Source organism: Burkholderia sp. SR8, from assembly GCF_052851275.1.
This window is the reverse complement of sequence record NZ_JAULUC010000012.1, coordinates 92,292-117,097: the sequence shown is the minus strand read 5'-3', so window position 1 is coordinate 117,097 and position 24,806 is coordinate 92,292. Positions and strand designations below refer to the sequence as shown.

Annotated in this window: 21 protein-coding genes; 11 read left to right on the top strand and 10 right to left on the bottom strand. The window is 68.8% G+C overall.

Annotated features, from left to right (window positions below; genetic code table 11):
• Positions 1–144: 144 nt before the first annotated feature.
• On the bottom strand, positions 145–1,320 hold the full coding sequence (gene hpnI, locus Q3A80_RS17430; RefSeq protein ID WP_446330166.1) for a bacteriohopanetetrol glucosamine biosynthesis glycosyltransferase HpnI: 1,176 nt from the start codon (positions 1,318–1,320) through the stop codon (positions 145–147).
• Between the two features lie 638 nt (positions 1,321–1,958).
• Between hpnI and Q3A80_RS17425 the strand changes: the two genes are divergently transcribed.
• Entirely contained in the window at positions 1,959–2,957 is a 999-nt protein-coding gene (locus Q3A80_RS17425) for an LLM class flavin-dependent oxidoreductase (protein WP_446330165.1), read from the top strand.
• A 39-nt stretch (positions 2,958–2,996) separates the two neighbouring features.
• Here Q3A80_RS17425 and Q3A80_RS17420 read toward each other — a convergent pair whose 3' ends face one another.
• Complete coding sequence (locus tag Q3A80_RS17420) at positions 2,997–4,058, bottom strand: alpha/beta fold hydrolase (protein ID WP_446330164.1); 1,062 nt, start codon at positions 4,056–4,058, stop codon at positions 2,997–2,999.
• A gap of 189 nt (positions 4,059–4,247) precedes the next feature.
• Between Q3A80_RS17420 and pdxY the strand changes: the two genes are divergently transcribed.
• From pdxY to Q3A80_RS17405, 3 genes are all read left to right on the top strand, one after another.
• Positions 4,248–5,108, top strand: coding sequence for a pyridoxal kinase PdxY (gene pdxY, locus Q3A80_RS17415; protein WP_446330163.1), 861 nt, complete (start codon positions 4,248–4,250; stop codon positions 5,106–5,108).
• Positions 5,109–5,500: 392 nt separating this feature from the next.
• Positions 5,501–7,645: a phosphocholine-specific phospholipase C gene (locus Q3A80_RS17410; protein WP_446330162.1), complete on the top strand. Its 2,145-nt coding sequence runs from the start codon at positions 5,501–5,503 to the stop codon at positions 7,643–7,645.
• Positions 7,646–8,000: 355 nt separating this feature from the next.
• Positions 8,001–9,149, top strand: coding sequence for a branched-chain amino acid ABC transporter substrate-binding protein (locus tag Q3A80_RS17405; RefSeq protein WP_446330161.1), 1,149 nt, complete (start codon positions 8,001–8,003; stop codon positions 9,147–9,149).
• Between the two features lie 241 nt (positions 9,150–9,390).
• On the opposite strand, the gene Q3A80_RS17400 is transcribed toward Q3A80_RS17405, so the two are convergent.
• Positions 9,391–10,152: a FadR/GntR family transcriptional regulator gene (locus Q3A80_RS17400; protein WP_446330160.1), complete on the bottom strand. Its 762-nt coding sequence runs from the start codon at positions 10,150–10,152 to the stop codon at positions 9,391–9,393.
• 422 nt (positions 10,153–10,574) lie between these two features.
• On the opposite strand from Q3A80_RS17400, the gene gudD reads away from it, so the two are divergent.
• On the top strand, positions 10,575–11,927 hold the full coding sequence (gene gudD / locus Q3A80_RS17395) for a glucarate dehydratase (RefSeq protein ID WP_446330159.1): 1,353 nt from the start codon (positions 10,575–10,577) through the stop codon (positions 11,925–11,927).
• A 98-nt stretch (positions 11,928–12,025) separates the two neighbouring features.
• On the opposite strand, the gene Q3A80_RS17390 is transcribed toward gudD, so the two are convergent.
• From Q3A80_RS17390 to Q3A80_RS17380, 3 genes are all read right to left on the bottom strand, one after another.
• Positions 12,026–12,490: a DUF2214 family protein gene (locus Q3A80_RS17390; protein ID WP_446330158.1), complete on the bottom strand. Its 465-nt coding sequence runs from the start codon at positions 12,488–12,490 to the stop codon at positions 12,026–12,028.
• A gap of 37 nt (positions 12,491–12,527) precedes the next feature.
• Complete coding sequence (locus Q3A80_RS17385; protein ID WP_446330157.1) at positions 12,528–13,331, bottom strand: hypothetical protein; 804 nt, start codon at positions 13,329–13,331, stop codon at positions 12,528–12,530.
• Between the two features lie 224 nt (positions 13,332–13,555).
• The gene (locus Q3A80_RS17380) at positions 13,556–14,620 is read right to left on the bottom strand and encodes a glycosyltransferase family 4 protein (protein ID WP_044844742.1); all 1,065 of its coding nucleotides are present in this window, start codon (positions 14,618–14,620) and stop codon (positions 13,556–13,558) included.
• A gap of 561 nt (positions 14,621–15,181) precedes the next feature.
• Here Q3A80_RS17380 and Q3A80_RS17375 point away from each other — a divergent pair.
• Positions 15,182–17,011 (top strand): ABC transporter ATP-binding protein, encoded by a 1,830-nt coding sequence (locus Q3A80_RS17375; protein ID WP_446330156.1) that lies wholly within the window; start codon positions 15,182–15,184, stop codon positions 17,009–17,011.
• 99 nt (positions 17,012–17,110) lie between these two features.
• Here the strand turns inward: Q3A80_RS17375 and otsA are convergent, their stop codons facing one another.
• Positions 17,111–18,490 (bottom strand): alpha,alpha-trehalose-phosphate synthase (UDP-forming), encoded by a 1,380-nt coding sequence (otsA, locus tag Q3A80_RS17370; protein ID WP_446330155.1) that lies wholly within the window; start codon positions 18,488–18,490, stop codon positions 17,111–17,113.
• Positions 18,487–19,239: a trehalose-phosphatase gene (otsB, locus tag Q3A80_RS17365; protein WP_446330154.1), complete on the bottom strand. Its 753-nt coding sequence runs from the start codon at positions 19,237–19,239 to the stop codon at positions 18,487–18,489. The genes otsA and otsB overlap by 4 nt, the downstream gene beginning before the upstream one ends.
• A gap of 281 nt (positions 19,240–19,520) precedes the next feature.
• On the opposite strand from otsB, the gene Q3A80_RS17360 reads away from it, so the two are divergent.
• The 3 genes from Q3A80_RS17360 to Q3A80_RS17350 are packed head-to-tail and all read left to right on the top strand — an operon-like array spanning position 19,521 to position 21,507.
• A complete protein-coding gene (locus tag Q3A80_RS17360; RefSeq protein ID WP_446330153.1) occupies positions 19,521–20,168 on the top strand; it encodes an SCO family protein in 648 nt (215 codons plus the stop codon).
• 15 nt (positions 20,169–20,183) lie between these two features.
• On the top strand, positions 20,184–20,624 hold the full coding sequence (locus Q3A80_RS17355) for a copper chaperone PCu(A)C (RefSeq protein ID WP_446330152.1): 441 nt from the start codon (positions 20,184–20,186) through the stop codon (positions 20,622–20,624).
• 10 nt (positions 20,625–20,634) lie between these two features.
• Positions 20,635–21,507, top strand: coding sequence for a cytochrome c oxidase assembly protein (locus tag Q3A80_RS17350; RefSeq protein WP_446330151.1), 873 nt, complete (start codon positions 20,635–20,637; stop codon positions 21,505–21,507).
• 19 nt (positions 21,508–21,526) lie between these two features.
• Here the strand turns inward: Q3A80_RS17350 and Q3A80_RS17345 are convergent, their stop codons facing one another.
• A complete protein-coding gene (locus tag Q3A80_RS17345) occupies positions 21,527–22,018 on the bottom strand; it encodes a GNAT family N-acetyltransferase (RefSeq protein WP_446330150.1) in 492 nt (163 codons plus the stop codon).
• Positions 22,019–22,166: 148 nt separating this feature from the next.
• Complete coding sequence (locus tag Q3A80_RS17340; RefSeq protein WP_446330149.1) at positions 22,167–23,033, bottom strand: pirin family protein; 867 nt, start codon at positions 23,031–23,033, stop codon at positions 22,167–22,169.
• A gap of 110 nt (positions 23,034–23,143) precedes the next feature.
• On the opposite strand from Q3A80_RS17340, the gene Q3A80_RS17335 reads away from it, so the two are divergent.
• Together Q3A80_RS17335 and Q3A80_RS17330 are read left to right on the top strand one after the other, a co-directional pair.
• Positions 23,144–24,061, top strand: coding sequence for a LysR family transcriptional regulator (locus Q3A80_RS17335; RefSeq protein WP_446330148.1), 918 nt, complete (start codon positions 23,144–23,146; stop codon positions 24,059–24,061).
• A gap of 160 nt (positions 24,062–24,221) precedes the next feature.
• A complete protein-coding gene (locus Q3A80_RS17330) occupies positions 24,222–24,728 on the top strand; it encodes a GAF domain-containing protein (RefSeq protein ID WP_446330147.1) in 507 nt (168 codons plus the stop codon).
• The last annotated feature ends 78 nt before the right edge of the window (positions 24,729–24,806 follow it).

The window sequence follows — 24,806 nt, the reverse complement described above, 5'->3', positions numbered from 1 at the left end:
ATCAACCGCGGGCCGCCGTGCCGGCGCCCGCCTCTCTGTCATGTCGCGTCGCGCGGCCGTGCCGCGCGGCGCGTCTCGGCCCGCAGGCCGGATTCGTCCGGGAACGGGCGCATGCCGGTTCCCCGTGGCGCGTACGCCGGTACGCTAGCGGCCGTCCGCGCCTTCCGCCACCGCCGCCGCGCGCTCGCCGCCGACGACCGTCATCCGTGCGCCGCGCCACACGACGTGCGTGCCGAACGCGGCCGCGAGCCATTCGAGCGCAAGCAGCGTATCGCGCACCGCGACGAGCGGCAGGTCGCGCCAGAACGCGCGCCAGCCGTCCTCGCCGCGCGCGTGCAGCACGAGCCGCCCGAACGTGCCCGCGATGGCCGCGCCGGCCGCGAGCGTGCCGGCGACCGTGCCGTCCAGCCGCAGCGCGAGCGCCGCGCCGATCGCGAGCCACGGCGCGGTAAACGTGATGAACAGGAACGCGAAGCCAGCCGGGTTCAGCGAACGGATCGTGCGCAGCCAGCGCGTCTCGCGGTGCCAGAGCGGCCCGAACGACGGCTCGATCACGTCGGTCGCGACCTCGACCTCGGACAGCACGGTGCGGCGCCCGCGGCGGCGCGGCAATTCGGCCAGCCAGAAATCGTCGGCGAGTTCGTCCTTCAGCGCGGGCAAGCCGCCGATCCGGTCGAGCGTGTCGCGCGTGAGCGCGAGCGTCGCGCCGAAGCCGAAGCGGCTCGAGCGGCCGAGATGCGCGATCCGCACCGACGGCGCGAACCACGCGTCGACGAACTGCGCGCCGATCCGCGTCCAGAAGCCGCCGACGCTGCGCGCATGATACAGGCACGTGACGACGCCGACCGACGCGTCGGCGAGCGGCGCCGTCACGCGCTCCAGATAGTCGGGCTTCACCGCGATGTCACTGTCCGCGATCACGATGCGGCCGTACTTCGCGCGTTCGGCGAGATTGATCAGGTTGCTGACCTTCAGGTTCTTGCCGTGCACGCGCGCATCGACCACGAGCGTGATGTCGCACTCCGGATAGTCGGCGCGCAGCCGCTCGACGACGGCGATCGCCGGATCCGACGCCGACGCGACCCCGAACAGCACTTCGTGGCGCGGGTGGCGCTGCTCGCAGAACGTCGCCAGGTTCTCGTACAGGTGCGGCTCCGCGCCGCACAGCGGCTTGAGCACGCTGACGGGCTCGAAGCCGTCGCGCGCGGCGGTGCGCGGCGTGTGCGGGCGCGGTGCGAACGCCGCGACGAGCGCATAGCCGGCCGCGGCCAGCGTGAACGCGGTCAGCAGCCAGTCGAGCAGCGTGACGGTCGGCATCATGCGCGACGCCCCCCGGCGACCCGGGCGCCACGCCGATCGATCGAATCGGGTTGAACGTGATGGGAAATTCCGACAGCAACGAACGCGGGCACGACCCGACTCCTTGTTCCAGCAGCGTCTGTGTAGGGAGGCACGGCCCGTTTCGCGAAAAAGCGGCCATGCCCGGCTTCGCGTGGCACATCCTCGCGCGCGGCCCGGACGGGATGCGGGAAGATTCGAATGGCGACCATCGGCACAACAGGGCAAGCGCGGATTTTAGCAGTCCGCGTGCACCCGCGCTCGGCGCCTGGTGAAACGCACTGGTGCGATTTCGGCAAAGCTGCGGGGCCGGTGAACCATTCTGGTGCAACCGCGTTCACGTTAGCGTAAGCGCTTTGCAGGCGTATTGCAGTCTTGAAAATCAAACGTTTCGTGCAAATTTGTACGTCGATGCGAAGACACGCCCAATCGCCGTAAAGATCGGTAATTATTCGGCGATTGGATCGATTTTTGCAACGATCGCAATGCGCTGCCTTGCACCCCTGAAAGGCGCATGGGTATCCGCGCGCCGCCAGCGCGTTCCGGAACCCTTTGGCAAAATCGTCGGCATCTGTTGCGCATGCGCATCACCGCGCCCCCTCCCCTTCGAAGGCCACCCGATGATTCCGTTTTCCGTACTCGACCTCGCCCCCATTCCCGCCGGCGCCGACGCTGCACAGGCGTTCCGCAACACCGTCGACCTCGCGCAACATGCGGAACGGCTCGGCTACCGGCGCTACTGGCTCGCCGAGCATCACAACATGCCGGGTATCGCGAGCGCCGCCACCGCGGTCGTGATCGGCCATGTCGCGGGCGCGACGAAGACGATCCGCGTCGGCTCGGGCGGAATCATGCTGCCGAATCACGCGCCGCTCGTGATCGCCGAGCAGTTCGGCACGCTCGCGTCGCTGTATCCGGGGCGCATCGATCTCGGGCTCGGCCGCGCGCCCGGCACCGACCAGACCACGTCGCGCGCACTGCGCCGCGACCTGATCGGCAGCGCCGATTCGTTCCCGGACGACGTCGCCGAGCTGCAGCGCTATTTCGCGGAACCGGTGCCCGGCCAGCGCGTGCGCGCGGTGCCCGGCGCGGGGCTCGACGTGCCCGTGTGGCTGCTCGGTTCGAGCCTCTTCAGCGCGCAGCTGGCCGCGATGCTCGGGCTGCCGTTCGCGTTCGCGTCGCACTTCGCGCCCGACTACCTGATGCGCGCGCTGGAGATCTACCGCGCGCAATACCGGCCGTCGGCCGCGTGGCCGAAGCCGCATGCGATGGTCGGCGTGAACGTGTTCGCGGCCGATACGGACGACGACGCGCGGCGTCTGTTCACGTCGCTGCAGCAGCAGTTCATCAACCTGCGCCGCGGCACGCCGGGCAAGCTGCCGCCGCCCGTCGACGTGCTGGAGGCGAGCGAGTTCGAACTCGCGAACGTCGCGCATGCACTGTCGTTCGCGGCCGTCGGCTCGCGCGATACCGTGCGCGACAAGCTGCGCGAGCGGATCGCACAGACGGGCGCGGACGAGCTGATCATCACCGCGCAGATCTACGATCACGCGGCGCGCGTGCGCTCGTTCGAGCTCGCCGCGCAGATCCGCGACGAACTCGCGAACGAAACCCGCTGAGCGCACGCGCGTGCCCGCGCCGGCACGTTCGCCGCTGCGCTACTGCGCGTGCGCGGCGCCCATTCCGTCGAGCAGTGCCTTGTGGAACGCGTCCGGATCCTGGATCTGCGGCGCATGCCCGAGCGCGGGGAATTCGACGAGCTGCGCGCCGGGAATCGCCGCCTGCGTGCGCTTCGCCAGTTCCGGGTAACGGCCGAGCTTCGCGTGCACGTCGGGCGGCGCGACGTCCTTGCCGATCGCGGTCGTGTCCTTGTCGCCGATCAGGAGCAGCGTCGGCACGCGGATCGCGCCGAGCTCGTACACCACCGGCTGCGTGAGGATCATGTCGTACAGCAGCGCGGAATTCCATGCGACCGCGTCGCGGCCCGGGCCGCGATACATGCCGGCGAGCATCTGCACCCAGCGTTCGTACGACGGCGCCCACTTGCCCGCGTAGTAGGTCGCCTGCTCGTAGCGGCGGATGCCTTCGGCATTGGTCTTCAGCTCGCGCGCGTACCAGTAGTCGACGGACAGCGGCGGCACGCCGAGCGCCTTCCAGTCCTCGAGGCCGATCGGATTCACCAGCACGAGCTGGTCGGTCGCCTTCGGATACATCAGCGCATAGCGCATCGCGAGCATCCCGCCCGTCGAATGGCCGACGAACGTCGCCGACTTCACGCCGATCGACTCGAGCAGCGCGTGCGTGTTGCGCGCCAGTTGCTGAAAGCTGTACTGGTAGCGCTCGGGCTTCGACGACTTGCAGAAGCCGATCTGGTCCGGCGCGATCACGCGATAGCCGGCATGGCTCAGCACGCCGATCGTGTCCTCCCAGGTCGCCGCGCAGAAGTTCTTCCCGTGCAGCAGCACGACCGTGCGGCCGTTCGGGTGCGCCGGCTGCACGTCCATGTAGACCATCTCGAGGGTTTCGCGCTGCGACACGAACGCGTAGCGGTGCTCCGGCTCCGGATACGCGAAACCTTCCAGGCGCGGGCCGTACGCGGGCCCGTCGTTGCCGGCGGGCGCCGCGACTGCGGCCGCGGCCGGCGTCGCGCAGGCCGCGGCGACGCCCGCGCCGAGCACGGCGGCGCGGGCAAGGGACAACATCTTGCAAATCGAAGGCATGGCGCTCACGGTAAGGGGGAAACGCATGCGGGCCGCCGGCATGCAGGCATCCGGCGGCCTCGCGCCCCGCGATTCTACGCGGTCGGGCTGACGACGGCGCGCAACAGTCGCCCGCCGCACGACTTCCGCGCGCGCGACGATCTCGGGTATCGTGTGACGTGACCCTGAAACGCCTGCAGGCGCATATCCATGAAAAACGTCCTCAGCATTCAGTCGCACGTCATCTACGGCCACGCCGGCAACAGCGCGGCCGTGTTCCCGATGCAGCGCCTCGGCGTCAACGTCTGGCCGCTCAACACTGTCCAGCTGTCGAACCACATGCAGTACGGCCACTGGGCCGGCAGCGCGATCGATGCCGCGAAGATGGAGCAGCTCGTCGACGGCGTCGCCGCGATCGGCGCGCTCAAGCGCTGCGATGCGGTGCTGTCCGGCTTCGTCGGCTCGCCGGCGCAGGCGCGCGCGACCGTCGAGATCGTGCGCGCGGTGAAGGCGATGAACCCGAACGCGTGGTACTTCTGCGATCCGGCGATGGGCCAGACGGGCGGCATCCGGCCCGAGCCCGGCGTCGAGGAATTCATCGTGCAGGAAATGCCGGCGCTCGCCGACGGCATGTCGCCGAACCACACCGAGCTGCAGAAGCTCGCCGGGCGGCGCATCGAGTCGGTCGCCGAAGCCGTCGACGCGTGCCGCGCGCTGATCCGCCGCGGCCCGCAGATCATCCTCGTCAAGCACCTGCACGACCGCAACAGCCCGGCCGACCGCTTCAACATGCTCGCCGTCACCGAAACCGAGGCATGGATCGGCCAGCGCCCGCTGTATGCGTTTCCGCGCCACCCGGTCGGGGTCGGCGATCTCACCAGCGCGATCTTCGTCGCGCGGCGGCTGCGCGGCGACTCCGTGCGCGCGGCGTTCGAGCACACCCTCGCGGCCGTGCACGCTGTCGTGAAGGCGACCTACGATGCGCGCCGCTACGAGCTCGAGCTCGTCGCCGCGCAGGACGAAATCGCGCGGCCGAGCGAATGGTTCGGCGCGTGGGTGACCGACGCCTGACGCGTACGCATCGCCAACCTCGTCGCCGCTCCCCGCTGCTCCCCGCTGCTCCCCGCTGCTCCCCGCCGTTCTCCGCCGTTCTCCGCTCCTCCGGCGTGCGATGCGCCGCCCGCCTCGCCTCTCGCCTCTCGCCTCTCGCCTCTCGCCTCTCGCCTCTCGCCTCTCGCCTCATCCCCGCAGTCCCCCAGCCCCCAAGTCCCGCATCAACGCACCGCCGGCCGAGTGCAATCCGATCCGCGCGTGCAAACGTTTCCGGACTTCACAGGAATGACACCGAATCCCCGCTATGCTCGCGGCGGCGCGACCGGCGCAGCCGCATCCTGCGACCCGGGCGCGTCCGCCTTTGTCCGCATGTCCCGCCAACCGGCTCCCCTTTACGCACGATAACGACCATGACCCGATCGAACCGTCGTGACTTCCTGCGCGTTGCCGCCGGCACTGCCGGCGCCGCCGCGCTGAACCTGTTCCCGCCCGTGATCCGCGATGCGCTCGCCATTCCCGCGAACCGCCGTACCGGCACGATCCGCGATATCGAACACATCGTGATCCTGATGCAGGAGAACCGCTCGTTCGACCACTACTTCGGCACGATGCGCGGTGTCCGCGGTTTCGGCGACCCGCGCCCGCTGCGCCTCGCGAACGGCAAGTCGGTGTTCCACCAGCCGGTCGGGCCGGCCGAGCTGCTGCCGTTCCACCCGGGCGCCGACAAGCTCGGCATGCAGTTCCTGCAGGACCTGCCGCACGGCTGGCAGGACATGCACGCCGCGTGGAACAAGGGCCGCTACGACCAGTGGGTGCCGAACAAGGGCACCACGACGATGGCGTACCTGACGCGCGACGACATCCCGTTCCACTACCAGCTCGCGGACGCATTCACGATCTGCGACGCGTATCACTGCGCGATCCCGAGCTCGACCGACCCGAACCGCTACTACATGTGGACCGGCTACGTCGGCAACGACGGCACGGGCGGCGGCCCGGTGCTCGGCAACGAGGAAAAGGGCTACGGCTGGACGACCTATCCGGAAGTGCTCGAGCAGGCCGGCGTGTCGTGGAAGATCTACCAGGACGTCGGCACTGGCCTCGACGCGAACGGCTCGTGGGGCTGGACGCAGAACCCGTACATCGGCAACTACGGCGACAACTCGCTGCTTTACTTCAACCAGTACCGCACCGCGCTGCCCGGTACGCCGCTGTACGACAAGGCGCGCACCGGCACCAACATCAGCGCCGGCGGCACGCTGTTCGACGTACTGCAGCAGGACGTGAAGAACGGCACGCTGCCGCAAGTGTCGTGGATCTGCGCGCCGGAAGCGTATTCGGAACATCCGAACTGGCCGGCCAACTACGGCGCGTGGTACATCGAGCAGGTGCTGAAGGTGCTCGTGTCGAACCCGGACGTGTGGAGCAAGACCGCGCTCTTCATCACCTACGACGAGAACGACGGCTTCTTCGACCACGTGCCGCCGCCGTTCGCGCCGCAGTCGCGCGACAACGGCCTGTCGACGGTCGCGACGACCAACGAGGTATTCACCGGCGACGCATCGCACATGGCCGGCCCGTACGGGCTCGGGCCGCGCGTGCCGATGCTCGTCGTGTCGCCGTGGACCAAGGGCGGCTGGGTCTGCTCGCAGACCTTCGATCACACGTCGCTGCTGCAATTCATCGAAGCGCGCTTCGGCGCGCAGTATCCGGTGACGGCCGCCAACGTGTCGCCGTGGCGCCGCGCGGTATGCGGCGACCTGACGTCGGCGTTCGACTTCGCGACCGCCGACGCCGCATGGCCGACGCTGCCCGACACGAGCGGCTACGCGCCGCCCGACCGCCTGCGCCACCCCGACTACATCCCGGTGCCGCCGGTCGCGCAGCAACTGCCGAAACAGGAGGCCGGGCTGCGTCCGGCGCGCGCGCTGCCGTACGAGCTGTTCGTGCACGGCCGCGTCGAAGCCGCGAGCGGCCGGTTCCGGCTGACCTTCGCGAACACGGGCCGCGCGGGCGCGGCGTTCCAGGTGCAGTCGCGCAACCGCGTCGACGGCCCGTGGGCGTACACGGTCGAAGCCGGCAAGCGGATCGCCGACACGTGGAGCGCCGCCGCGTCGCTCGGCCTGTACGACCTCGACGTGTACGGCCCGAACGGCTTCTACTGCCACTTCCGCGGCCCGGTCGCGACCGGCGTCGGCAGCGCGAACGCGAATCCCGAGGTGATCTACGGCTACGACGTCGCGAACGGCAACATCACGCTGCGCCTGATGAACCGCGGCCACAAGGCCGTGCGGCTCAAGGTGACGAACGCGTACGGCGACGGCGGCGCGCGCACGTTCGAGCTCGCGCCGGGCGCGCACGTCGACGACTACTGGGATCTGCGCGGCAGCCACGGCTGGTACGACCTGACCGTCAGCGACGGCCGCCTGCTCGGCTTCCTGCGCCGCTTCGCGGGCCACGTCGAGACCGGCCGCCCGAGCACCAGCGACCCGGCGATCCGCACGAGCGCGTCGCACGACGCCGCCGAAACCGCGTCGGACGCGCTGTCCGACTGACGATGGCGCATGCGGCGCGGCCTCCCGCGGGGCCGCGCCGCGCGCCCCGCCCTGCCTCCCGTCCGCTCGTGACGGGAAACTCCCGATACCGGCCGCCCGTGCTCGCGCGGAAGCTATGCGCAAATCCGCATCGAATGCGCGGCAAATTGCCAAGACCCGTGCATATCGGCGACCTATATATCGAGGCGATCGGGGCTCCTCGCCGAGCCTGACGGGAGATTGTTCCGGGAATCATCAGCATGCCAAGCTCCCCGCCCGATTCCGAGAAGCGGTCGAACCGCCCGCCCGTCGCACGTGCCCGGCCTGCCGGCTGCGTGCGGTACCCACCCGCTGGTGTAGAACAAGAGGAACGAACATGAAATTCCGTCATTCCCTGTTGTCGGTATCGGTCGTATCCGCGGTAGCCCTCCTCTCGCAACACGCCGCGCAGGCCGCCGACGCGACCGACGTGAAGGTCGGCTTCGCCGCGCCGCTCACCGGCGTGAACGCCGGCTACGGCAAGGACCTGCAGAACGGCGTGCAGCTCGCGCTCGACGATGCGACCGCGCAGAAGGTGCAGATCGCCGGCAAGCCCGCGCACTTCAACCTCATCGTGCAGGACGACCAGGCCGACCCGCGGATCGGCGTGCAGGCCGCGCAGGCGCTCGTCGACCAGAACGTGTCGGTGGTGGTCGGCCACTTCAACTCGGGCACGACGATTCCGGCGTCGGTGGTCTACGACAAGGCCGGCATCCCGGTGATCGACCCGGCCGCCACCAACCCGACGCTCACGTCGCGCGGGCTCGCGAACATGTTCATGGTGATCGCGACCGACGGCCAGAACGCGGGCAACGCGGGCAAGTACGCGGTCGACGTGACCAAGGCGAAGCGCATCGCGATCATCGACGACCGCACCGCGTTCGGCCAGGGCGAGGCGGACGAGTTCGAGAAGGCGGTGAAGGCGGCCGGCGGCAACATCATCGGCCGCGAGTTCACCAGCAACCAGGCGGTCGACTTCCGCGCGCAGATCACGAGCCTGAAGGGCAAGAATCCCGACCTGATCTTCTTCGGCGGGCTCGATTCGCTCGCCGCGAACTTCATCAAGCAGATGCGCCAGCTCGGGCTGAACGCGCAGTTCGTCGGCGGCGGCGGCGTGAAGGACAACGAGTTCATCAAGATCGCCGGCCCGGCCGCGGAAGGCGCGATGGCGTGGGAATACGGGCGTCCGCTCGACGAGCTGCCGCAAGGCAAGGACTTCGAGCAGCGCTTCAAGAAGCGCTTCGGCGTCGACGTGCTGTCGTACGCGCAGTTCGGCTACGACGCCGCGTGGGCCGCGATCAAGGCGATGCAGGCGGCCAACTCGACCGATCCGAAGGTCTATCGCCCGGCGCTGAAGAAGATCGACTTCGAAGGCGTCACCGGCCGCATCTCGTTCGCGAACGACGGCTCGCTGAAGAGCGGGATGTCCACGCTGTACCAGGTGAAGAACGGCGCGTGGAAGACGATCGTGACGAAGGGCGGTTGATCCGGGAAGGAATCGGCGGCCCGGGCAGCCGGGCCGGCCCGCGTGAGGCGGCAGCGGGAACGCTGCCCCACGCCCTCTCGCCCCGCGATGCGGGAACGGCCGGGTGCGACGCGCAGAAACAACCGCCCGGCCGTGGATCGAGCAGCGTAGTCGGCGCGACCTCATACGATGTCCGACGTTCAGGCGGCGCTTGTCACGGCCCGCGACGGTACGCGGGCCGTGACGACGGCTACACGCTCCGTCAGCCGGCCTGCGTATCGCGTTCCGCTTCGGCCGCCTCGTGCGCGCGGCGCAGCCGCTCGCGGCTGTTGGTCAGGTGCGTGCGCATCGCGGCGCGCGCGGCCTCCGGGTCGTGACGCGCGATCGCCTCGTAGATGTCCTCGTGCTCGTGGTTGAGCCGACCGACGTAGCGCTCGAGATCGTCGCCGGCGAAGCGCGCCGAATTCACGCGCGTGCGCGGGATGATCGACGCGCCGAGCTGCGTCATGATGTCGACGAAATAGCGGTTGCCGGTGGACTGCGCGATCTGCAGGTGGAACTGGAAGTCGAGTTGCGCGGTGTCGCGGCCGCCGCCCGCCCCCGATGCGATCGCATCGAGCGCGCGCCGCAACGCGGCCAGGTCGCTGTCGTTCGCGCGCTGCGCGGCGAGGCTCGCGCATTCGCTTTCGAGGCTGATCCGCAATTCGAGCACCGCGAGCACGTCGCGCAGCGTCATGATCGTCGCGGGATCGATGCCGAGCGTCTGGCGGCGCGACGGCTCGAGCACGAAGCTGCCGATGCCATGGCGCGTCTCGATGAGGCCGCTCGCCTGCATCCGCGAGATCGCTTCGCGCACGACCGTGCGGCTGACGCCCTGCGCCGCCATGACTTCGGTTTCGGTCGGCAGCTTGTCGCCGGGACGCAGCGTGCCGTTTTCGATCTGCGCGGTCAGCGCGTCGACGACATCTTGTGCGAGGCTGCGTGCGCGACGGCGCGGCGCTGCGGGAAGCGTGGGCACGGACATGAGGCCGGTTCCTTGTTGAATGATCGTAATGTGAGCCGAGGGTTTACGCGGGGTTTGAGCGAACGCCGATGATTCATTATACTGCGTCACAAGTCATCCGACGACTGATGATCTCGGCACGGATCTCCTGTTGACCGCGGCAAGCGCGCTGCGCGAGCCGGGTTCCGTAGTCGCGATCGACCGGCGGTCGTACTTCAGCACGCCTGCCGGCGCCCGGTTTCGCGGTCCGCCGAAGCGCGCCTGTGCGCTTGCTCCGGTTCGCCGCGGCACCGGCATCGAGCTGGTCGCCCCACCCTTTCGGGTTGCTGTCGACATGCGGGGCTTGCGCGCCGCGCACGTCGGTTGTCGAATGATCGCACCTCCCGCCGCGCGCGGCAAAGCTTTTGCCGCACGGCATCGCTCACTCTTTCGCCATCGCCGCCATGAACGCCGTCACTGCCTCGCCTTCCCATGACACGCCGCGCATCGTCGACCTGCAAGCCATTCCGGTCGCCGGCCACGACAGCATGCTGCTCAACCTGAGCGGCGCGCACGGCCCGTTCTTCACCCGCAACCTCGTGATCCTGAAGGACAGCGCGGGCCGGACCGGCGTCGGCGAAGTGCCGGGCGGCGAGAGCATCCGCCGCACGCTCGACGACGCGCGCGCGCTCGTCGTCGGCCAGCCGGTCGGCAACTACCATGCGGTGCTCAACGACGTACGGCGCACGTTCGCCGACCGCGACGCGAGCGGCCGCGGACTGCAGACGTTCGACCTGCGCACGACGATCCACGCGGTCACCGCGCTCGAAGCCGCGCTGCTCGACCTGCTCGGCCAGCATCTCGGCGTGCCCGTCGCGGCCCTGCTCGGCGAAGGACAGCAGCGCGAGCGCGTCGAGATGCTCGGCTACCTGTTCTTCGTCGGCGACCGCACGAAGACCGCGCTGCCGTATCGCGACGGCCGCGGCGCGACCGACGACTGGACGCGCGTGCGCGACGAAGCCGCACTGACGCCCGAGCAGGTCGTGCGACTCGCCGAAGCCGCGCATGCGCGCTACGGGTTCAACGATTTCAAGCTGAAGGGCGGCGTGTTCGAAGGCGCGCGCGAGGTCGAGGCAGTGACCGCGCTGGCCGAGCGCTTCCCGGACGCCCGCGTGACGCTCGATCCGAACGGCGCGTGGTCGCTCGACGAGGCCGTGCGGCTGTGCCGCGACCTGCACCACGTGCTCGCGTATGCGGAAGATCCGTGCGGTGCGGAAAACGGCTACTCGGGCCGCGAGGTGATGGCCGAATTCCGCCGCTCGACCGGGCTGCCGACCGCGACCAACATGATCGCGACCGACTGGCGCCAGATGGGCCACGCGGTGCAGTTGCAGGCCGTCGACATTCCGCTTGCCGACCCGCACTTCTGGACGATGCAGGGCTCGGTGCGCGTCGCGCAGATGTGCCGCGACTGGGGCCTCACGTGGGGCTCGCATTCGAACAACCACTTCGACGTGTCGCTCGCGATGTTCACGCACGTCGCCGCCGCGGCGCCCGGCCAGGTCACCGCGATCGACACGCACTGGATCTGGCAGGACGGCGAACGCCTGACGCGCGAGCCGCTGAAGATCGAGAACGGGCTCGTGGAAGTGCCGAAGCGGCCGGGTCTCGGCATCGACATCGACATGGATGCGGTCGCGGTGGCACACGAGCTGTACAAGCAGCACGGGCTCGGCGCGCGCGACGATGCGGCAGCGATGCAGTATCTGATTCCGGGATGGACGTTCAACAACAAGCGTCCGTGCCTCGTGCGCTGAGCGCGGCACGCACCGGGCGGCGAGTCCGCCCGGCCGGCAGACGATGCGCCGGGTGCCGACGAATCAGTACCAGGCCGGCCGAACCTAGCCGGCCGCACCTACCCGGCCAGCCCGATCCCCCGCGCCATCCCCGACGCGGCGAACACGATCACCATCACGAGCAACGCCTGCCAGTGGCCGATCCGCACGTAGGTTCGCGCACGGCCCAGGTCGGGCATCTGCCGCTTGCGCGCGGCGATGCGCCAGCGGATCAGCCCGAGCATCGGCACGATCTCGAGCAGCAGGATCAGCACCAGTGCGGTCATCTTCAGGTGAAAGAGCGGCTCGTGAAGGTAATACGCCGAGCCTTTCTCGAAGCCGCCGAACGCACGCATGAGCCCCGTCGCGATCAGCACCAGCGCGGACACGCCCCACACCGCATCGGCCTTGAACACGCCCGGCAGGTCGGCGGCCTGCGCCGACGCGATGACCCGGCGCAGCGCGCGGTTGCGCCCCGCGATCGCCGCGAACGCGACGCCGAACGCCATCAGATGAACAGCTGCGAGCAACCAACGGACGATCATTGCGCCTCCTTGTCGCCCGCGCGCCGCGCAGGCCTTGTCAGACGATCTGCTTGAGCGCCGCGTCGAGCGCGAGCACCGCGACGCGGTCGCCCTCGGTCGCGACCGGCGCGCGCATCACGATCTGCCGGTTGTGGCCGACGGCCGCCGGCGAATCCCACAACAGCTCCACCTTGGGCCGCCGGAACAGGCTGCCGCGCCGCAGCGGCGCGGCGGCGGCCGGCTGCCCGGCCTGCTCGCCGGCGGCGGGCGCGACCCGGCCCGGCCAGCGCACCGACAGTTCGCGCGCGTCGTACTGGCCCACCTTGCGGCTTTCCATCCATACGATCGCGGTGCGCGTCAGCGTATCGAGCGAAATCGCGTAACGGCCGACCGCGAACCGGCGTGCGGCCACGTTGGTGCGCCACAGCGGCCGCGGGCGGCACATCCACACGATCGCCGCATACAGCGCCGGCGCGGCGACGAGCCAGCCGTTGGTCGCCGTCACCGCGTGCAGCGCACGGCGCCAGCCGGCTGCCCACGCGAACGCGCCGATCGACCATACGGCGAACAGGAAACCGATCAGCGCGAATACGCGCAGTGCCTGGCGCAGCCACTGCGGCAGCGGATGGAACGGCCGCTCGGCGCGCGCGGCGGCGCCCGGCAGTGCGAGCAGCAGGAAGATCAGGACGAGATAGACGAACGCCCACGGCGACGACACCATCGCCGACAGCGACGCGCGATAGCCCATCTGGGACATCGAGAACAGCCAGCGCGCGAACAGCACGAGACCGATCGCGCGCAACGCGAAGATCACGCCGGCGCCGGGGGCCGGCGCTGCGCGCGTGGTTTTCGTTCTCGCCAAGACTGCTCTCCTCTCGATGATCGTGCGGGGCCGGATTTCACGGCACGGCCATTATAGGGACATTACCGTCTGGACAGACGGCAGGATCGCGTGCCGGATCGCTTCCGGCGCCGGGCGCGGCGAGAATACAACAGATCGGCGCAGCAGATGTGACAACGCCCCGCCGGGAACCCGGACGGGGCGTCGCTGACAGCCGCGGCCGCAGTGCGGCCGGCGGCCCGGCATCAGCCTGCGTTGACTTCGCGCAGCACGGTGCGGCGCTTCTGGCGCAGCAGTTCCTCGTAGCCCTTCACGTAGTTCTGCGCCATCACCTTCGACGAGAAGCGGGCTTCGAACGCGGCGCGCACCTTCTCGCGCGGCAGCGTATCGAGGCGCTTGAGCGCCGCGACGGCCGACAGTTCGTCTTCGACGACGAAGCCCGACACGCCGTTCTCGATCACTTCCGGCACCGAGCCGCGCTTGAACGCGATCACCGGCGTGCCGCAGGCCATCGCCTCGATCATCACCAGGCCGAACGGCTCCGGCCAGTCGATCGGGAACAGCAGCGCATGCGCGTTGCCGAGGAATTCGGTCTTTTCCGACTCGCTGATTTCGCCGATGTACTCGACGTGCGGCAGCGCGAACAGCGGCTTGATCTTCTCTTCGTAGTAAGCGCGGTCGGCCTTGTCGAGCTTCGCGGCGATCTTGATCGGCAGGCCGGCCTGCTCGGCGATGCGGATCGCGGTATCGACACGCTTTTCCGGCGAGATGCGGCCGAGGAACGCGAGGTAGCTCGGCTTCACGTTCGGAATCGGCGTCAGCAGGTTTTCCGGCAGGCCGTGATACACGGTCGACAGCCAGTTCGCCTGCGGCAGCGGGATGCGCTGGTTGTCGGAGATCGACACGACCGGCACGTCGCTGAATGCGTTGAAGATCGGCTGCAGTTCCGGCAGGTCGAGACGGCCGTGCATCGTCGTCAGATGCGGGACCGGCTGGCGCGAGAACAGCGAGAACGGGTAGTAGTCGATGTGGCAGTGCAGCACGTCGAACTCTTCCGCGCGACGGCGCACCTGTTCGAGGAGCAGCATGTGCGGCGCCATCACGTCGCGGATCGTCGGGTCGAGGCGCAGCGCCTGCGGCCAGCACGCTTCGAGCTTCGCCGACGTTTGCGAATCGCCGCTCGCGAAGAGCGTGACGTCATGCCCCATCTCGACGAGTGCTTCGGTCAGATAGGACACCACTCGCTCGGTACCACCGTAAAGCTTCGGGGGAACCGCTTCGTGCAACGGAGCGATTTGGGCGATTCGCATGCGTAACTCCTAAAAAATCGGCTAAAAACCAGGTATGGGTCGGCAACCTGCCGGCGGTCCGGGCCGGATGCAGTCGTCCTATCATCGGACGAATCACCTGCCGGGAGCGTCGAAACCCGCGCTGCTCAAGGAGCGTCGGCGACGCGACAGGCATAGAACGTTTGAAACGAAGACCCGTTGACAGGGGTTCGTAAAAACCTGGAATCGAACCCGGAGCCGATTATCTAGGGTTAATCCCGATACGGCGCACAACATTTCAAACACTTTACTTTGTTACAAAGGCGCAACACTTTGCAACCCGCGGACTCGGGCGTCCGTTCTAGAGTGGAAGGCCTTTTTGGCGTTCCATGTCATCTCGTCGCTGCCGGCATCGCGATTCCGGCGCATGCGGCAGGACGGATGCCGGATTTTATCTCAAAATTGATCGCGCGCCCCCTGATCCAGGCAAGATTCGCGCAGCGCAATGCACGGCCTTGTTTACAATGCCGGATTGTTCAGTCCGGGCGATCATGGCTGCGATCCAGCCGCCCCGCCCAATCACCGAATCACCGCACGCATATTTTGGAATCTCTCACCCCTGCCCAGCGCAACGCCCACAACGCGAAGCTGTCGAGCTATGCGCATCGGCCGCTCGCGTTCCTGTTCCGCTACATCCGCCTGCACCCCGTCGCGCACCTGATCGTGCTCTGCAGTGTGCTGGCCGCCGTCGGCTGCGCGCTCGGCTCGCAATACGCGATCAAGCACCTGATCGACGTGCTCGCGGCCGGGCGCCATCATCCGGGCCCGCTGTGGAGCGCGTTCGCACTGCTGGTCGGACTGATCGCGGCCGACAACCTGCTGTGGCGCGTCGGCGGCTGGGTTGCCGCGCATACGTTCGTCGCGGTCACCGGCGATCTGCGGCGCGACCTGTTCCAGTACCTGATCGGCCATTCGCCGACGTACTACTCGGAAAAGCAGCCGGGCACGCTCGCCAGCCGCATCACCGCGACGTCGAACGCCGTCTATACGTCGGAGAACACGATGGCGTGGAACGTGCTGCCGCCGTGCATCGCGGTGATGGGCGCGATCCTGATGATCATCGTCGTGAACCCGTTGATGGCCGCCGGCCTGCTCGGCTGTTCGGCCGTGCTCGCGATCGTGCTGTTCAAGCTCGCCGGGCGCGGCTCCGCGCGCCATCACGCGTTCGCGGCGAAGGCCGCCGCGGTCGACGGCGAGCTCGTCGACGTGATCGGCAACATGGGCCTCGTGCGCGCGTTCGGGATGACGCTGCGCGAACAGAAGCGCTTCAGCGCGACGGTGAAGGCCGAGATGGACGCGCGCCAGCAGAGCCTGCTCTATCTCGAGAAGCTGCGCCTGCTGCACGCGGTGATCACCGCGATGCTGTCCGCCGGGCTGCTCGGCTGGGCGCTGTGGCTGTGGGACCAGGGCCGCGCGACTTCCGGCGACATCGTGCTCGTCAGCTCGCTCGGCTTCACGATCCTGCACGGCACGCGCGATCTGGCAGTCGCGCTCGTCGACGTCACGCAGCACGTCGCGCGGCTGTCCGAAGCCGTGAAGACGCTGCTCGAGCCGCACGGGATGCCGGACCGCTCCGACGCGCAACCGCTGTCGGCGAAGGGCGGACGCGTCGACTTCGAGCGCGTGACGTTCGCGTATCCGCACCGCCGCGCGATCCTCGACCACTTCGACCTCCATATCGAGCCGGGCCAGCGCGTCGGCCTGATCGGCAAGTCGGGCGCCGGCAAGTCGACCGTGCTTGCGCTGCTGCAGCGCTTCTACGACACGCAGGACGGCGCGGTGATGGTCGACGGGCAGGACGTGAAGGCGATCACGCAGGACAGCCTTCGCCATGCGATCGCGCTCGTGCCGCAGGACATCTCGCTGCTGCACCGGACCATCTACGACAACATCGCGTACGGCCGCCCCGACGCGACCCGCGACGAAGTGCTGGCCGCCGCGCGCGACGCGCGCTGCTCGGAGTTCATCGAGGCGATGCCGGAAGGCTATGACACGATCGTCGGCGACCGCGGCGTGAAGCTGTCCGGCGGCCAGCGCCAGCGCATCGCGATCGCGCGCGCGATCCTGAAGGATGCGCCGATCCTGCTGCTCGACGAAGCGACGTCGGCGCTCGACAGCGCGTCGGAGGAAGCGATCCAGAGCGCGCTCGACCGGCTGATGGTCGGCCGCACGGTGATCGCGATCGCGCACCGTCTGTCGACGCTGCGCAACTTCGACCGGATCATCGTGATGAGCAACGGCAAGGTGATCGACGACGGCAGCCCCGACGTGCTGCGCAGCCGTCCGGGCCTGTACCGCGACCTGCTCGCGAAGCAGCACGGCCGCCATCACGCACCCGACGGCACCGCGCCGACCGGCGAACGCGTGGCCTGACGCCGCGACACGCAGTAGCCGATAAAAAAGCCGCCGTGCATGTGAAGCACGGCGGCTTTTTTCATGCTGTCGTGCGGCCCGCGCCGCGCGGCGCACCGGTCAAACGCGCTGCAGGTCGCGCAGGAAGTTGTCGCGCCACACCGACACGTTGTTCTCGCGAAGTTGCGCGATCATGTCCGCATAGCGCGCGCGCCGCTCGGCGAGCGGCATCGTCAGCGCCTGCGACAGCGCGTCGGCCATCCCGTCGATGTCGATCGGATTGACGATCAGCGCGCCCGTCAGCTCGCGCGCGGCGCCCGCGAAACGCGACAGCACCAGCACGCCCGGATCGTCCGGATCCTGCGCGGACACGTACTCCTTCGCGACGAGGTTCATCCCGTCGCGCAGCGGCGTCACGAAGCCGACGCGCGCGAGGCGATACAGCGCGGCCAGCACCTGCCGGTCGTACTGCCGGTGAATGTAGAGAATCGGCGCCCAGTCGAGCTCCGCGTAGCGGCCGTTGATCCGCCCCGACTCCGCTTCGAGCTGCAGGCGGATGTCCTGGTATGCGCGCAGGTCCGCACGCGTCGACGGTGCGATCTGCAGGAACGATACGCGATTGCGGATCGACGTCTGATGCTCGAGCAGCTTCTCGAATGCGCGGAAGCGCTCGACGAGCCCCTTCGAGTAATCGAGGCGGTCGACGCTCATGATCAGCTGGCGCCCGCGCAACGACGTAGCCAGCGTGCGCACGGCCTTGCCGTTCTCGCCGGCCTGCGCGAGCGACGCGATCTCGTCCGGGTACACGCCGATCGGATAGGCAGCCGCGCGCAACGAATGGCCGAACGCGTTCACGCGCACCGTGTGCCCTTCGCGCGCGACTTCGCCGCCGGCCTCGAACTCGATGTAGTCGCAGAACGCGCGCAGGTCGGGCTCGGTCTGGAAGCCGAGCAGGTCGAACGCGCACAGCGACTCGACGAGCTCGCGATGCGGCGGCACGTTGACGAGCACCTGCGCGGCCGGAAACGGGATGTGCAGGAAAAAGCCGATGCGGTTCTTCACGCCGGCCGCGCGCAGTGCACGTGCGAACGGAATCAGGTGATAGTCGTGCACCCAGATCACGTCGTCGTCCTGCAGCAGCGGCACGAGCTGCTGCGCGAGCCACACGTTCACGCGGCGGTAACCGTCGAACTCGTGGCGGTCGTACTGGATCAGGTCCGCGCGGTAATGGAACGCGGGCCACAGCGTCGCGTTCGAGAACCCGCGGTAGTACTGGTCGTAATCGCGGCGCGACAGCCCGATCGTCGCGAACGTGACCGGACCATGCTCCTCGACGCGGATCTGCGGCGCCCCGGACGCGACGACTTCGCCGCTCCAGCCGAACCACATGCCGCCCGTCTCCTTCAGCGCATCGTATACGCCGATCGCGAGGCCGCCCGCCGCCGGTTCGCCTTCCGAAATCGGTGCGACGCGGTTTGAAACGATGATGAGTCGGCTCATGCGCCCGGCTGCTCCCCACCAAGCCAGCGGGCGATCTGCGCATGCAGCGCGTCGACCGAATCGAGCCGCATGCGCGCGGACGTCTCGCCCGCGCCGACCTTGATCGACAGGCCGCCACGCGCGTTGACCACCGCGAAGCCCTTCTCGTCGGTCAGGTCGTCGCCCGCGAACAGCGGCACGCGGCCCGCGAACGGCGGCTCGTCGAGGAACGCGGCCAGCGCGCGCCCCTTGTCGACACCCTTCGGCTTGATCTCGAACACCATCTTGCCGGGCTGCAGCACGTAGGCGTCCGCATATTCGGCGACGAGACGCTCGGCCGCTTCGCGCGCGGCCGGCTCGCGCTCCGGTGCATTGCGATAGTGCAGCGCGACGGCCGCACCCTTGATTTCGAGCAGCATGCCCGGATGACGGTCGACCACGCCCGCGAGCTCGCGCTCGATGCGCAGCAGCCGTTCGTCGTTGAAGCCGATGCGCTGCGTGTCGCCGTTCGCGTCGCGCCGCTCGGCGCCGTGCAGGCCGGCGATCGGCAGATCCGGCATGTTCAGGAACGTGTCGAGGTTGTCGATCCCGCGCCCGGACACGACGGCGACCGCGCCGTGCGAGCGGCGCCGCAGTTCATCGAGCAGCGTCAGCAGCGACGGCGGCACGTGAATGCTGTCGGGCGTCGGCGCCAGCTCGACGAGCGTGCCGTCGAAGTCGAAAAAGAACGCGGTATCGGTCAGGGACAGGGAAGCCGGAACGGATTGCATCGATTCGATGGTCTGAGGAGCGGCCTGCAAGCGCGGGCCGCCGCTGCGAGAATGGAATTGTGCGCATCTTACCGCGCCTGCGTACCGAGATGGGCGAATCCGGCGCCGCGCGCATCGTACGCGGCCGTCCGCGTCAACTGCGACATATTGCCCCGCTCGCCCGTGCCGTACGGGTTTCGAAAGGACGCGGGCGCGGGAATTGCGCTACAGTCGGCACCGCCGGCCGCGCGACGCATGGCGCCGCGCCGGCCGGCGACCGTTCCGTCCGATCGAGCCCCAGGATGTCGTCTGCCCGTCCCGCGCCGCACCGGCGCCGCTTCAGCTTCACCCGCTTCGTCCGCACGGCCGCTGCGCTGGGCGCCGCCGTCGCGCTCGCCGCTTGCACGCACGACGAGCCGAACTGGCACCTGACCAACGTCACCGGCCACCTGCCCGACCTGTCGTTCACGCTGACCGGCGGCGACGGCCGCCCGGTCGATGCGAATGCGTTTCGCGGCCGCGTCGCGCTCGTCTACTTCGGCTACACGCACTGTCCGGACGTCTGCCCGGAAACGATGGCGCGGCTGATGGAAGTGCTCGCGAAGCTCGGCCCGCAGGCGAACGACGTGCGCATCCTGTTCGTGTCCGTCGATCCCGCGCGCGACACGCCGCAGGCGATGCAGTCGTACGTCGCCGCGTTCGACGCCGCGCATGCGCGCGGCCTGACCGGCACCGACGGCCAGATCGAATCGCTCGCGAAACGCTACCGCGTCGCGTACCAGATGGAACAACGCGATCCGTCCGGCGGCTACGAGGTCACGCACAGTTCGGCCGTCTACATCTTCGACGCGAACGGCCGCGCGCGCCTGCTCGCCACCGACGGCGACTCGCCCGACGCCATCGCCGCCGACGTGCGCCGGATCATCGACACCGCCCCCGCCACTTCCTGAATGCCGAACACCGACATGAAGACGACCCTCAAGACCTTCGCCCTCCTCGCCGCGCTGTGCACCGGTGCGCACGCATACGCCGCCGGCGCGATCACCGCGCAGAACGCGTGGGTGCGCTGGCTGCCGAACCAGCTGCCCGCCGGCGGCTACGTGACCATCGTCAACACGGGCGACAAGCCGGTCGATCTCGTCGACGTCGACAGCCGCGACTACGGGATGGCGATGCTGCACCAGACCGTGTCGAACGGCTCGACGCAGAAGATGGAAATGGTCGACAAGCTGACGATCCCCGCGCGCGGCAAGGTCGACATCGCGCCGGGCGGCTATCACTTCATGCTCGAGGAGCCGAAGCACGCGATCAAGCCGGGCGACACCGTGCACCTGCGCCTGAAATTCTCCGACGGCGAAACGGTCGACGCGCCGTTCGCCGTGAAGTCGCCGGCCCAGGCGAAGTGATGCGCGCGCGATGAACGTCCTGTACTGGCTCGATCCGTGGGAACCGTCGCCGACCGTGGTCGTCGCGGTGCTGGCGGCCGCCGTGCTGTTCGCGCGCGGCGCGAAGAAGGCGAAGGTGTCGCCGCTGCGGCAGTTCTCGTTCTGGTTCGGCCTCACGGCGCTCTACATCGCGCTGCATACGCGGCTCGACTATTTCTTCGAGCACGAATTCTTCATGCACCGCGCGCAGCACCTCGTGCTGCATCACCTCGGGCCGTTCTTCATCGCGCTCGCGTACCCGGGCGCGGCGATCCGCGCGGGCATTCCGTTTCGCTGGCGGCAGCGCTTCGTGCGCCCCGCGCTCGCATGGGCGCCCGTGCGCAAGACGCTCGACGTGGTGTTCCATCCGGTCGTCGCCGTCGTGCTGTTCGTCGGGCTGATCTATTTCTGGCTGCTGTCGCCGATTCATTTCATCGCGATGCTCGACTGGCGTCTGTATCGCGTGATGAACTGGAGCATGGTGATCGACGGGCTGCTGTTCTGGTGGCTCGTCGTCGATCCGCGTCCCGCGCCGCCCGCGCGGCTGTCGCCGGGCCGCCGGATCCTGATCGTCGTCGCGGCGATCCCGCCGCAGATCGCGCTCGGCGCGCTGATCTTCTTCACGCCGCACGAGCTGTATCCGATCTACTCGATCTGCGGACGCGCGTTCACGTGGCTGAGCCCGCTGCGCGACCAGCAGATCGGCGGCCTGCTGCTGTGGATTCCCGGTTCGATGATGAGCGTGATCGGCGCGCTGATCGCGCTGCGGCACTGGCTGCGGCTGTCCGCGCGCGGCCGCCTGATCGACGAACGGGCCGCCGCACGGCGCGCGGAACGCCCGTCGGCGACGCGCGCCGCCCACTGACGGCTGCCCGCGCCGCGCGTCAGCCGCGCGCGCGGGTCATCCACACGTGCGGGATGCCGTCCTCGTCGTGCACGTCCGAGCTCGGCACGAAGCCGAACGCGCCATAGAAACGCTGCAGATGCGCCTGCGCATGCAGGCTCACCTGCGGCTCCGGCCACTGCGCGCCGATGTGCTCGAGCGCGCGCGCAATCAGCGTGTTGCCGAGGCCCGCGCCGCGAAACGGCGCAGTCGTCAGCACGCGGCCGATGCGCACGTCGCTGTGCTGCGCATCCGGCAGCAGCACACGCAGATAGCCGGCAAGACGCCCCGCCGGATCGAATGCGGCCAGATGCCACGCGGTCTGATCCGCATCGTCGATGTCGCGATACACGCAGTTCTGCTCGACCACGAACACGGCGCTGCGCGCGTCGAGAATCGCATAGAGCTCACGCGTCGTCAGCGCGTCGAAGGATTTCCAGCGCCAGTCCAGATCGGCGGCGCGCGAGGATGCGGCGAGTGCGGAAGCGTTCATGTGCGGTCCTGATTCGGGCGCGCCGGCCGGCGCGCGGCAACCGTCGATTATGCCTCGAAGCGCACGCGGCCCGCGACCGCCTTCCGCACATGAAAAAAAGGCCCCGCATCGCGCGGGGCCTGTCCGTCAGGCCGGTGTCAAACCGGTGTCAGGCCGGCATCCGGCCGAAGCGGCCGCTGTTGAAATCGTCGATCGCGGCCCGGATTTCCTCTTGCGAGTTCATCACGAACGGACCGTATCCGACGACCGGCTCATCGATCGGCTCGCCGCTCAGGATCAGCAGCTTGACGTCGCCGTTCGCTTCGAGCTCGACGTCGAGACCGTCGCGGCTCAGTTGCACGAACTGCGCTTCGCGGGCGACCGTCTCGCCGTTCACCAGCAACGTACCGCTCAGCACGACCACCGCGAGCGTACGCCCTTCGGCGATCGGGAACCGCGCACGGCCGCCGGCTGCAAGCCGCACGTCCCACACGTCGATCGGCGTGTGCGTGCGGGCCGGGCCGCGCCGCCCGTCGAATTCGCCTGCGATGATCCGCGCACGGCCTGCGCCGTCCGGCAGCTCGACCACCGGGATGTCCGCGTCCAGAATCGTCTGATAGCCGGGCGCATTCATCTTGTCGGCGGCAGGCAGGTTGACCCACAGCTGCACCATCTCGAGCGGACCGCCGCGCTTCGTGAAGGCCTCCGAGTGGAATTCCTCGTGCAGGATCCCGCTCCCGGCCGTCATCCACTGCACATCGCCCGGGCCGATCGTGCCGCCCGCGCCGGTCGAGTCGCGGTGAGCGACTTCGCCGTCATAGACGATCGTCACCGTTTCGAACCCGCGGTGCGGGTGCTGGCCCACGCCGCGCGGTGCCGACGCCGGCTCGAAGTTCGCGGGCCCCGCGTAGTCGAGCAGCAGGAACGGGCTCAGGTGCGTGCCGTGCGACTGATAGCTGAACATCGAACGCACCGGGAAACCGTCGCCGACCCAATGGCCGCGCGGCGCACTGTAAACACCCTGGATCTTCTTCATTTGCCTTCTCCGAATTGCGGCGAAACACGTGTTTCGCATCCTGAGTAGCAATATAGAGGTGGAACGATCGATCCGGTAGACTGCCGAAATCGCACTCAGCGTTCTATTTCATGAACGATAACGAACGGGATCTGAACGATCTCTACTACTTCGTGCAGGTAGTCGAGCACGGCGGCTTCGCGCCGGCCGGACGCGCGCTGAACATGCCGAAATCCAAGCTGAGCCGCCGCATCGCGCTGCTCGAGGCGCGGCTCGGAATGCGGCTGATCCAGCGCTCGACGCGCCGTTTCACCGTCACCGACGTCGGCCAGACCTATTACGCGCATTGTCGCGCGATGCTCGTCGAGGCCGACGCCGCCGACGAGGCGATCGCGCTGCTGCACGAAGAGCCGCGCGGCATCGTGCGGGTCAGCTGCCCGGTCGTGCTGCTCGACTCGCTGGTCGGCACGATGATCGCCGCGTTCATGGTCGCGTGCCCGCGCGTCGAGATTCACCTGGAGGCGACCAACCGGCGCGTCGACGTGGTCGGCGAAGGAATCGACGTCGCGATCCGCGTGCGTCCGCCGCCGCTCGAAGACAGCGATCTCGCGCTGCGCGTGCTGGCCGAGCGCGGCCAGTGCCTCGTCGCGCGCCCCGCGTTGCTGCACGAGCATGGCGTGCCGGCCGTGCCGGCCGACCTCACGCGCCTGCCGAGTCTCGATCACGGCGTGCCGCAAGCCGCGCACGTGTGGCGGCTGCGCGGCCCCGACGGCGCGCACGCGGAAATCCACCACCAGCCGCGGCTCGTGACGGGCGGCATGCTCGCGCTGCGCGCGGCGGCCGTCGCGGGGGTCGGCATCGTGCAGTTGCCGACGATGATGGTGCGTGACGAAGTCGCGCGCGGCGAACTGGTCACCGTGTTGCCGGACTGGGCGCCGCGCCGCGAGATCGTGCACGCGGTGTTCGCGTCGCGGCGCGGATTGCTGCCCGCCGTGCGCGCACTGCTGGATTTCCTCGCGGAACGATTCGCCGAACTCGAGCCCGATTGAGCGGGTTCGGCGGCGTCATTGCAGCGCATTCGGCACCGTGCCGCGCGAACCGAACGCTGCAGAGGAGCCGCGCGTGCCGTAGACTGCGGGACGCGCATCGCGCTTTTCGCGATCCGCCATTCACAACCTCCGCCGTTCACTCCCTTTTCGCCATCCAGCCATGTTCACGCTGTCCACCGACCCTCACGCCTCCAAGGCAGAACTCTATGCGACGCTCGTCGAGCAGGCGCGCGCGCTCGTCGAATCGGAGCGCGACCTGATCGCGAACGCCGCGAACTTCTCGGCGCTCGTCTATCACTCGCTCGACCGCCTGAACTGGGCCGGCTTCTATTTCTTCGACGGGACGGAACTCGTGGTCGGGCCCTTCCAGGGCAAGCCCGCGTGCGTGCGGATCGCGCTCGGCAAGGGCGTATGCGGCACGGCCGCGCAGACCCGCGAGACGCAGGTCGTACGCGACGTGCATGAATTCCCCGGCCATATCGCGTGCGACGCCGCGTCGGAATCGGAAATCGTCGTGCCGCTGGTGGCCGCCGACGGCACGCTGATCGGCGTGTGGGACGTCGACAGCCCCGTCGCCGCGCGTTTCGACGACGAAGACCGCAACGGGATGGAAGCGCTGTGCCGCGTGTTCGTCGAACACGCGTGGCAGAAGGCGCGCGGTCGATAAGCGTCACGCTGCCGGCCGCGGTTGCAGAAACACTCGCCCGCCGATCGCACTGCTTGACCGCCAATGACACGGGCCCCG

Bases quoted from the DNA above. Each gene is read 5' to 3' on its own strand.
- Q3A80_RS17405 (WP_446330161.1), top strand. From the start codon at position 8,001: ATGAAATTCCGTCATTCCCTGTTGTCGGTATCGGTCGTATCCGCGGTA.
- otsB (WP_446330154.1), bottom strand. From the start codon at position 19,239: ATGCAATCCGTTCCGGCTTCCCTGTCCCTGACCGATACCGCGTTCTTT.
- Q3A80_RS17380 (WP_044844742.1), bottom strand. From the start codon at position 14,620: ATGCGAATCGCCCAAATCGCTCCGTTGCACGAAGCGGTTCCCCCGAAG.
- Q3A80_RS17425 (WP_446330165.1), top strand. From the start codon at position 1,959: ATGATTCCGTTTTCCGTACTCGACCTCGCCCCCATTCCCGCCGGCGCC.
- Q3A80_RS17420 (WP_446330164.1), bottom strand. From the start codon at position 4,058: ATGCCTTCGATTTGCAAGATGTTGTCCCTTGCCCGCGCCGCCGTGCTC.
- Q3A80_RS17330 (WP_446330147.1), top strand. From the start codon at position 24,222: ATGTTCACGCTGTCCACCGACCCTCACGCCTCCAAGGCAGAACTCTAT.
- Q3A80_RS17345 (WP_446330150.1), bottom strand. From the start codon at position 22,018: ATGAACGCTTCCGCACTCGCCGCATCCTCGCGCGCCGCCGATCTGGAC.
- Q3A80_RS17360 (WP_446330153.1), top strand. From the start codon at position 19,521: ATGTCGTCTGCCCGTCCCGCGCCGCACCGGCGCCGCTTCAGCTTCACC.
- otsA (WP_446330155.1), bottom strand. From the start codon at position 18,490: ATGAGCCGACTCATCATCGTTTCAAACCGCGTCGCACCGATTTCGGAA.
- Q3A80_RS17355 (WP_446330152.1), top strand. From the start codon at position 20,184: ATGAAGACGACCCTCAAGACCTTCGCCCTCCTCGCCGCGCTGTGCACC.
- hpnI (WP_446330166.1), bottom strand. From the start codon at position 1,320: ATGATGCCGACCGTCACGCTGCTCGACTGGCTGCTGACCGCGTTCACG.
- pdxY (WP_446330163.1), top strand. From the start codon at position 4,248: ATGAAAAACGTCCTCAGCATTCAGTCGCACGTCATCTACGGCCACGCC.
- Q3A80_RS17335 (WP_446330148.1), top strand. From the start codon at position 23,144: ATGAACGATAACGAACGGGATCTGAACGATCTCTACTACTTCGTGCAG.
- Q3A80_RS17350 (WP_446330151.1), top strand. From the start codon at position 20,635: ATGAACGTCCTGTACTGGCTCGATCCGTGGGAACCGTCGCCGACCGTG.
- Q3A80_RS17410 (WP_446330162.1), top strand. From the start codon at position 5,501: ATGACCCGATCGAACCGTCGTGACTTCCTGCGCGTTGCCGCCGGCACT.
- gudD (WP_446330159.1), top strand. From the start codon at position 10,575: ATGAACGCCGTCACTGCCTCGCCTTCCCATGACACGCCGCGCATCGTC.
- Q3A80_RS17390 (WP_446330158.1), bottom strand. From the start codon at position 12,490: ATGATCGTCCGTTGGTTGCTCGCAGCTGTTCATCTGATGGCGTTCGGC.
- Q3A80_RS17340 (WP_446330149.1), bottom strand. From the start codon at position 23,033: ATGAAGAAGATCCAGGGTGTTTACAGTGCGCCGCGCGGCCATTGGGTC.
- Q3A80_RS17400 (WP_446330160.1), bottom strand. From the start codon at position 10,152: ATGTCCGTGCCCACGCTTCCCGCAGCGCCGCGCCGTCGCGCACGCAGC.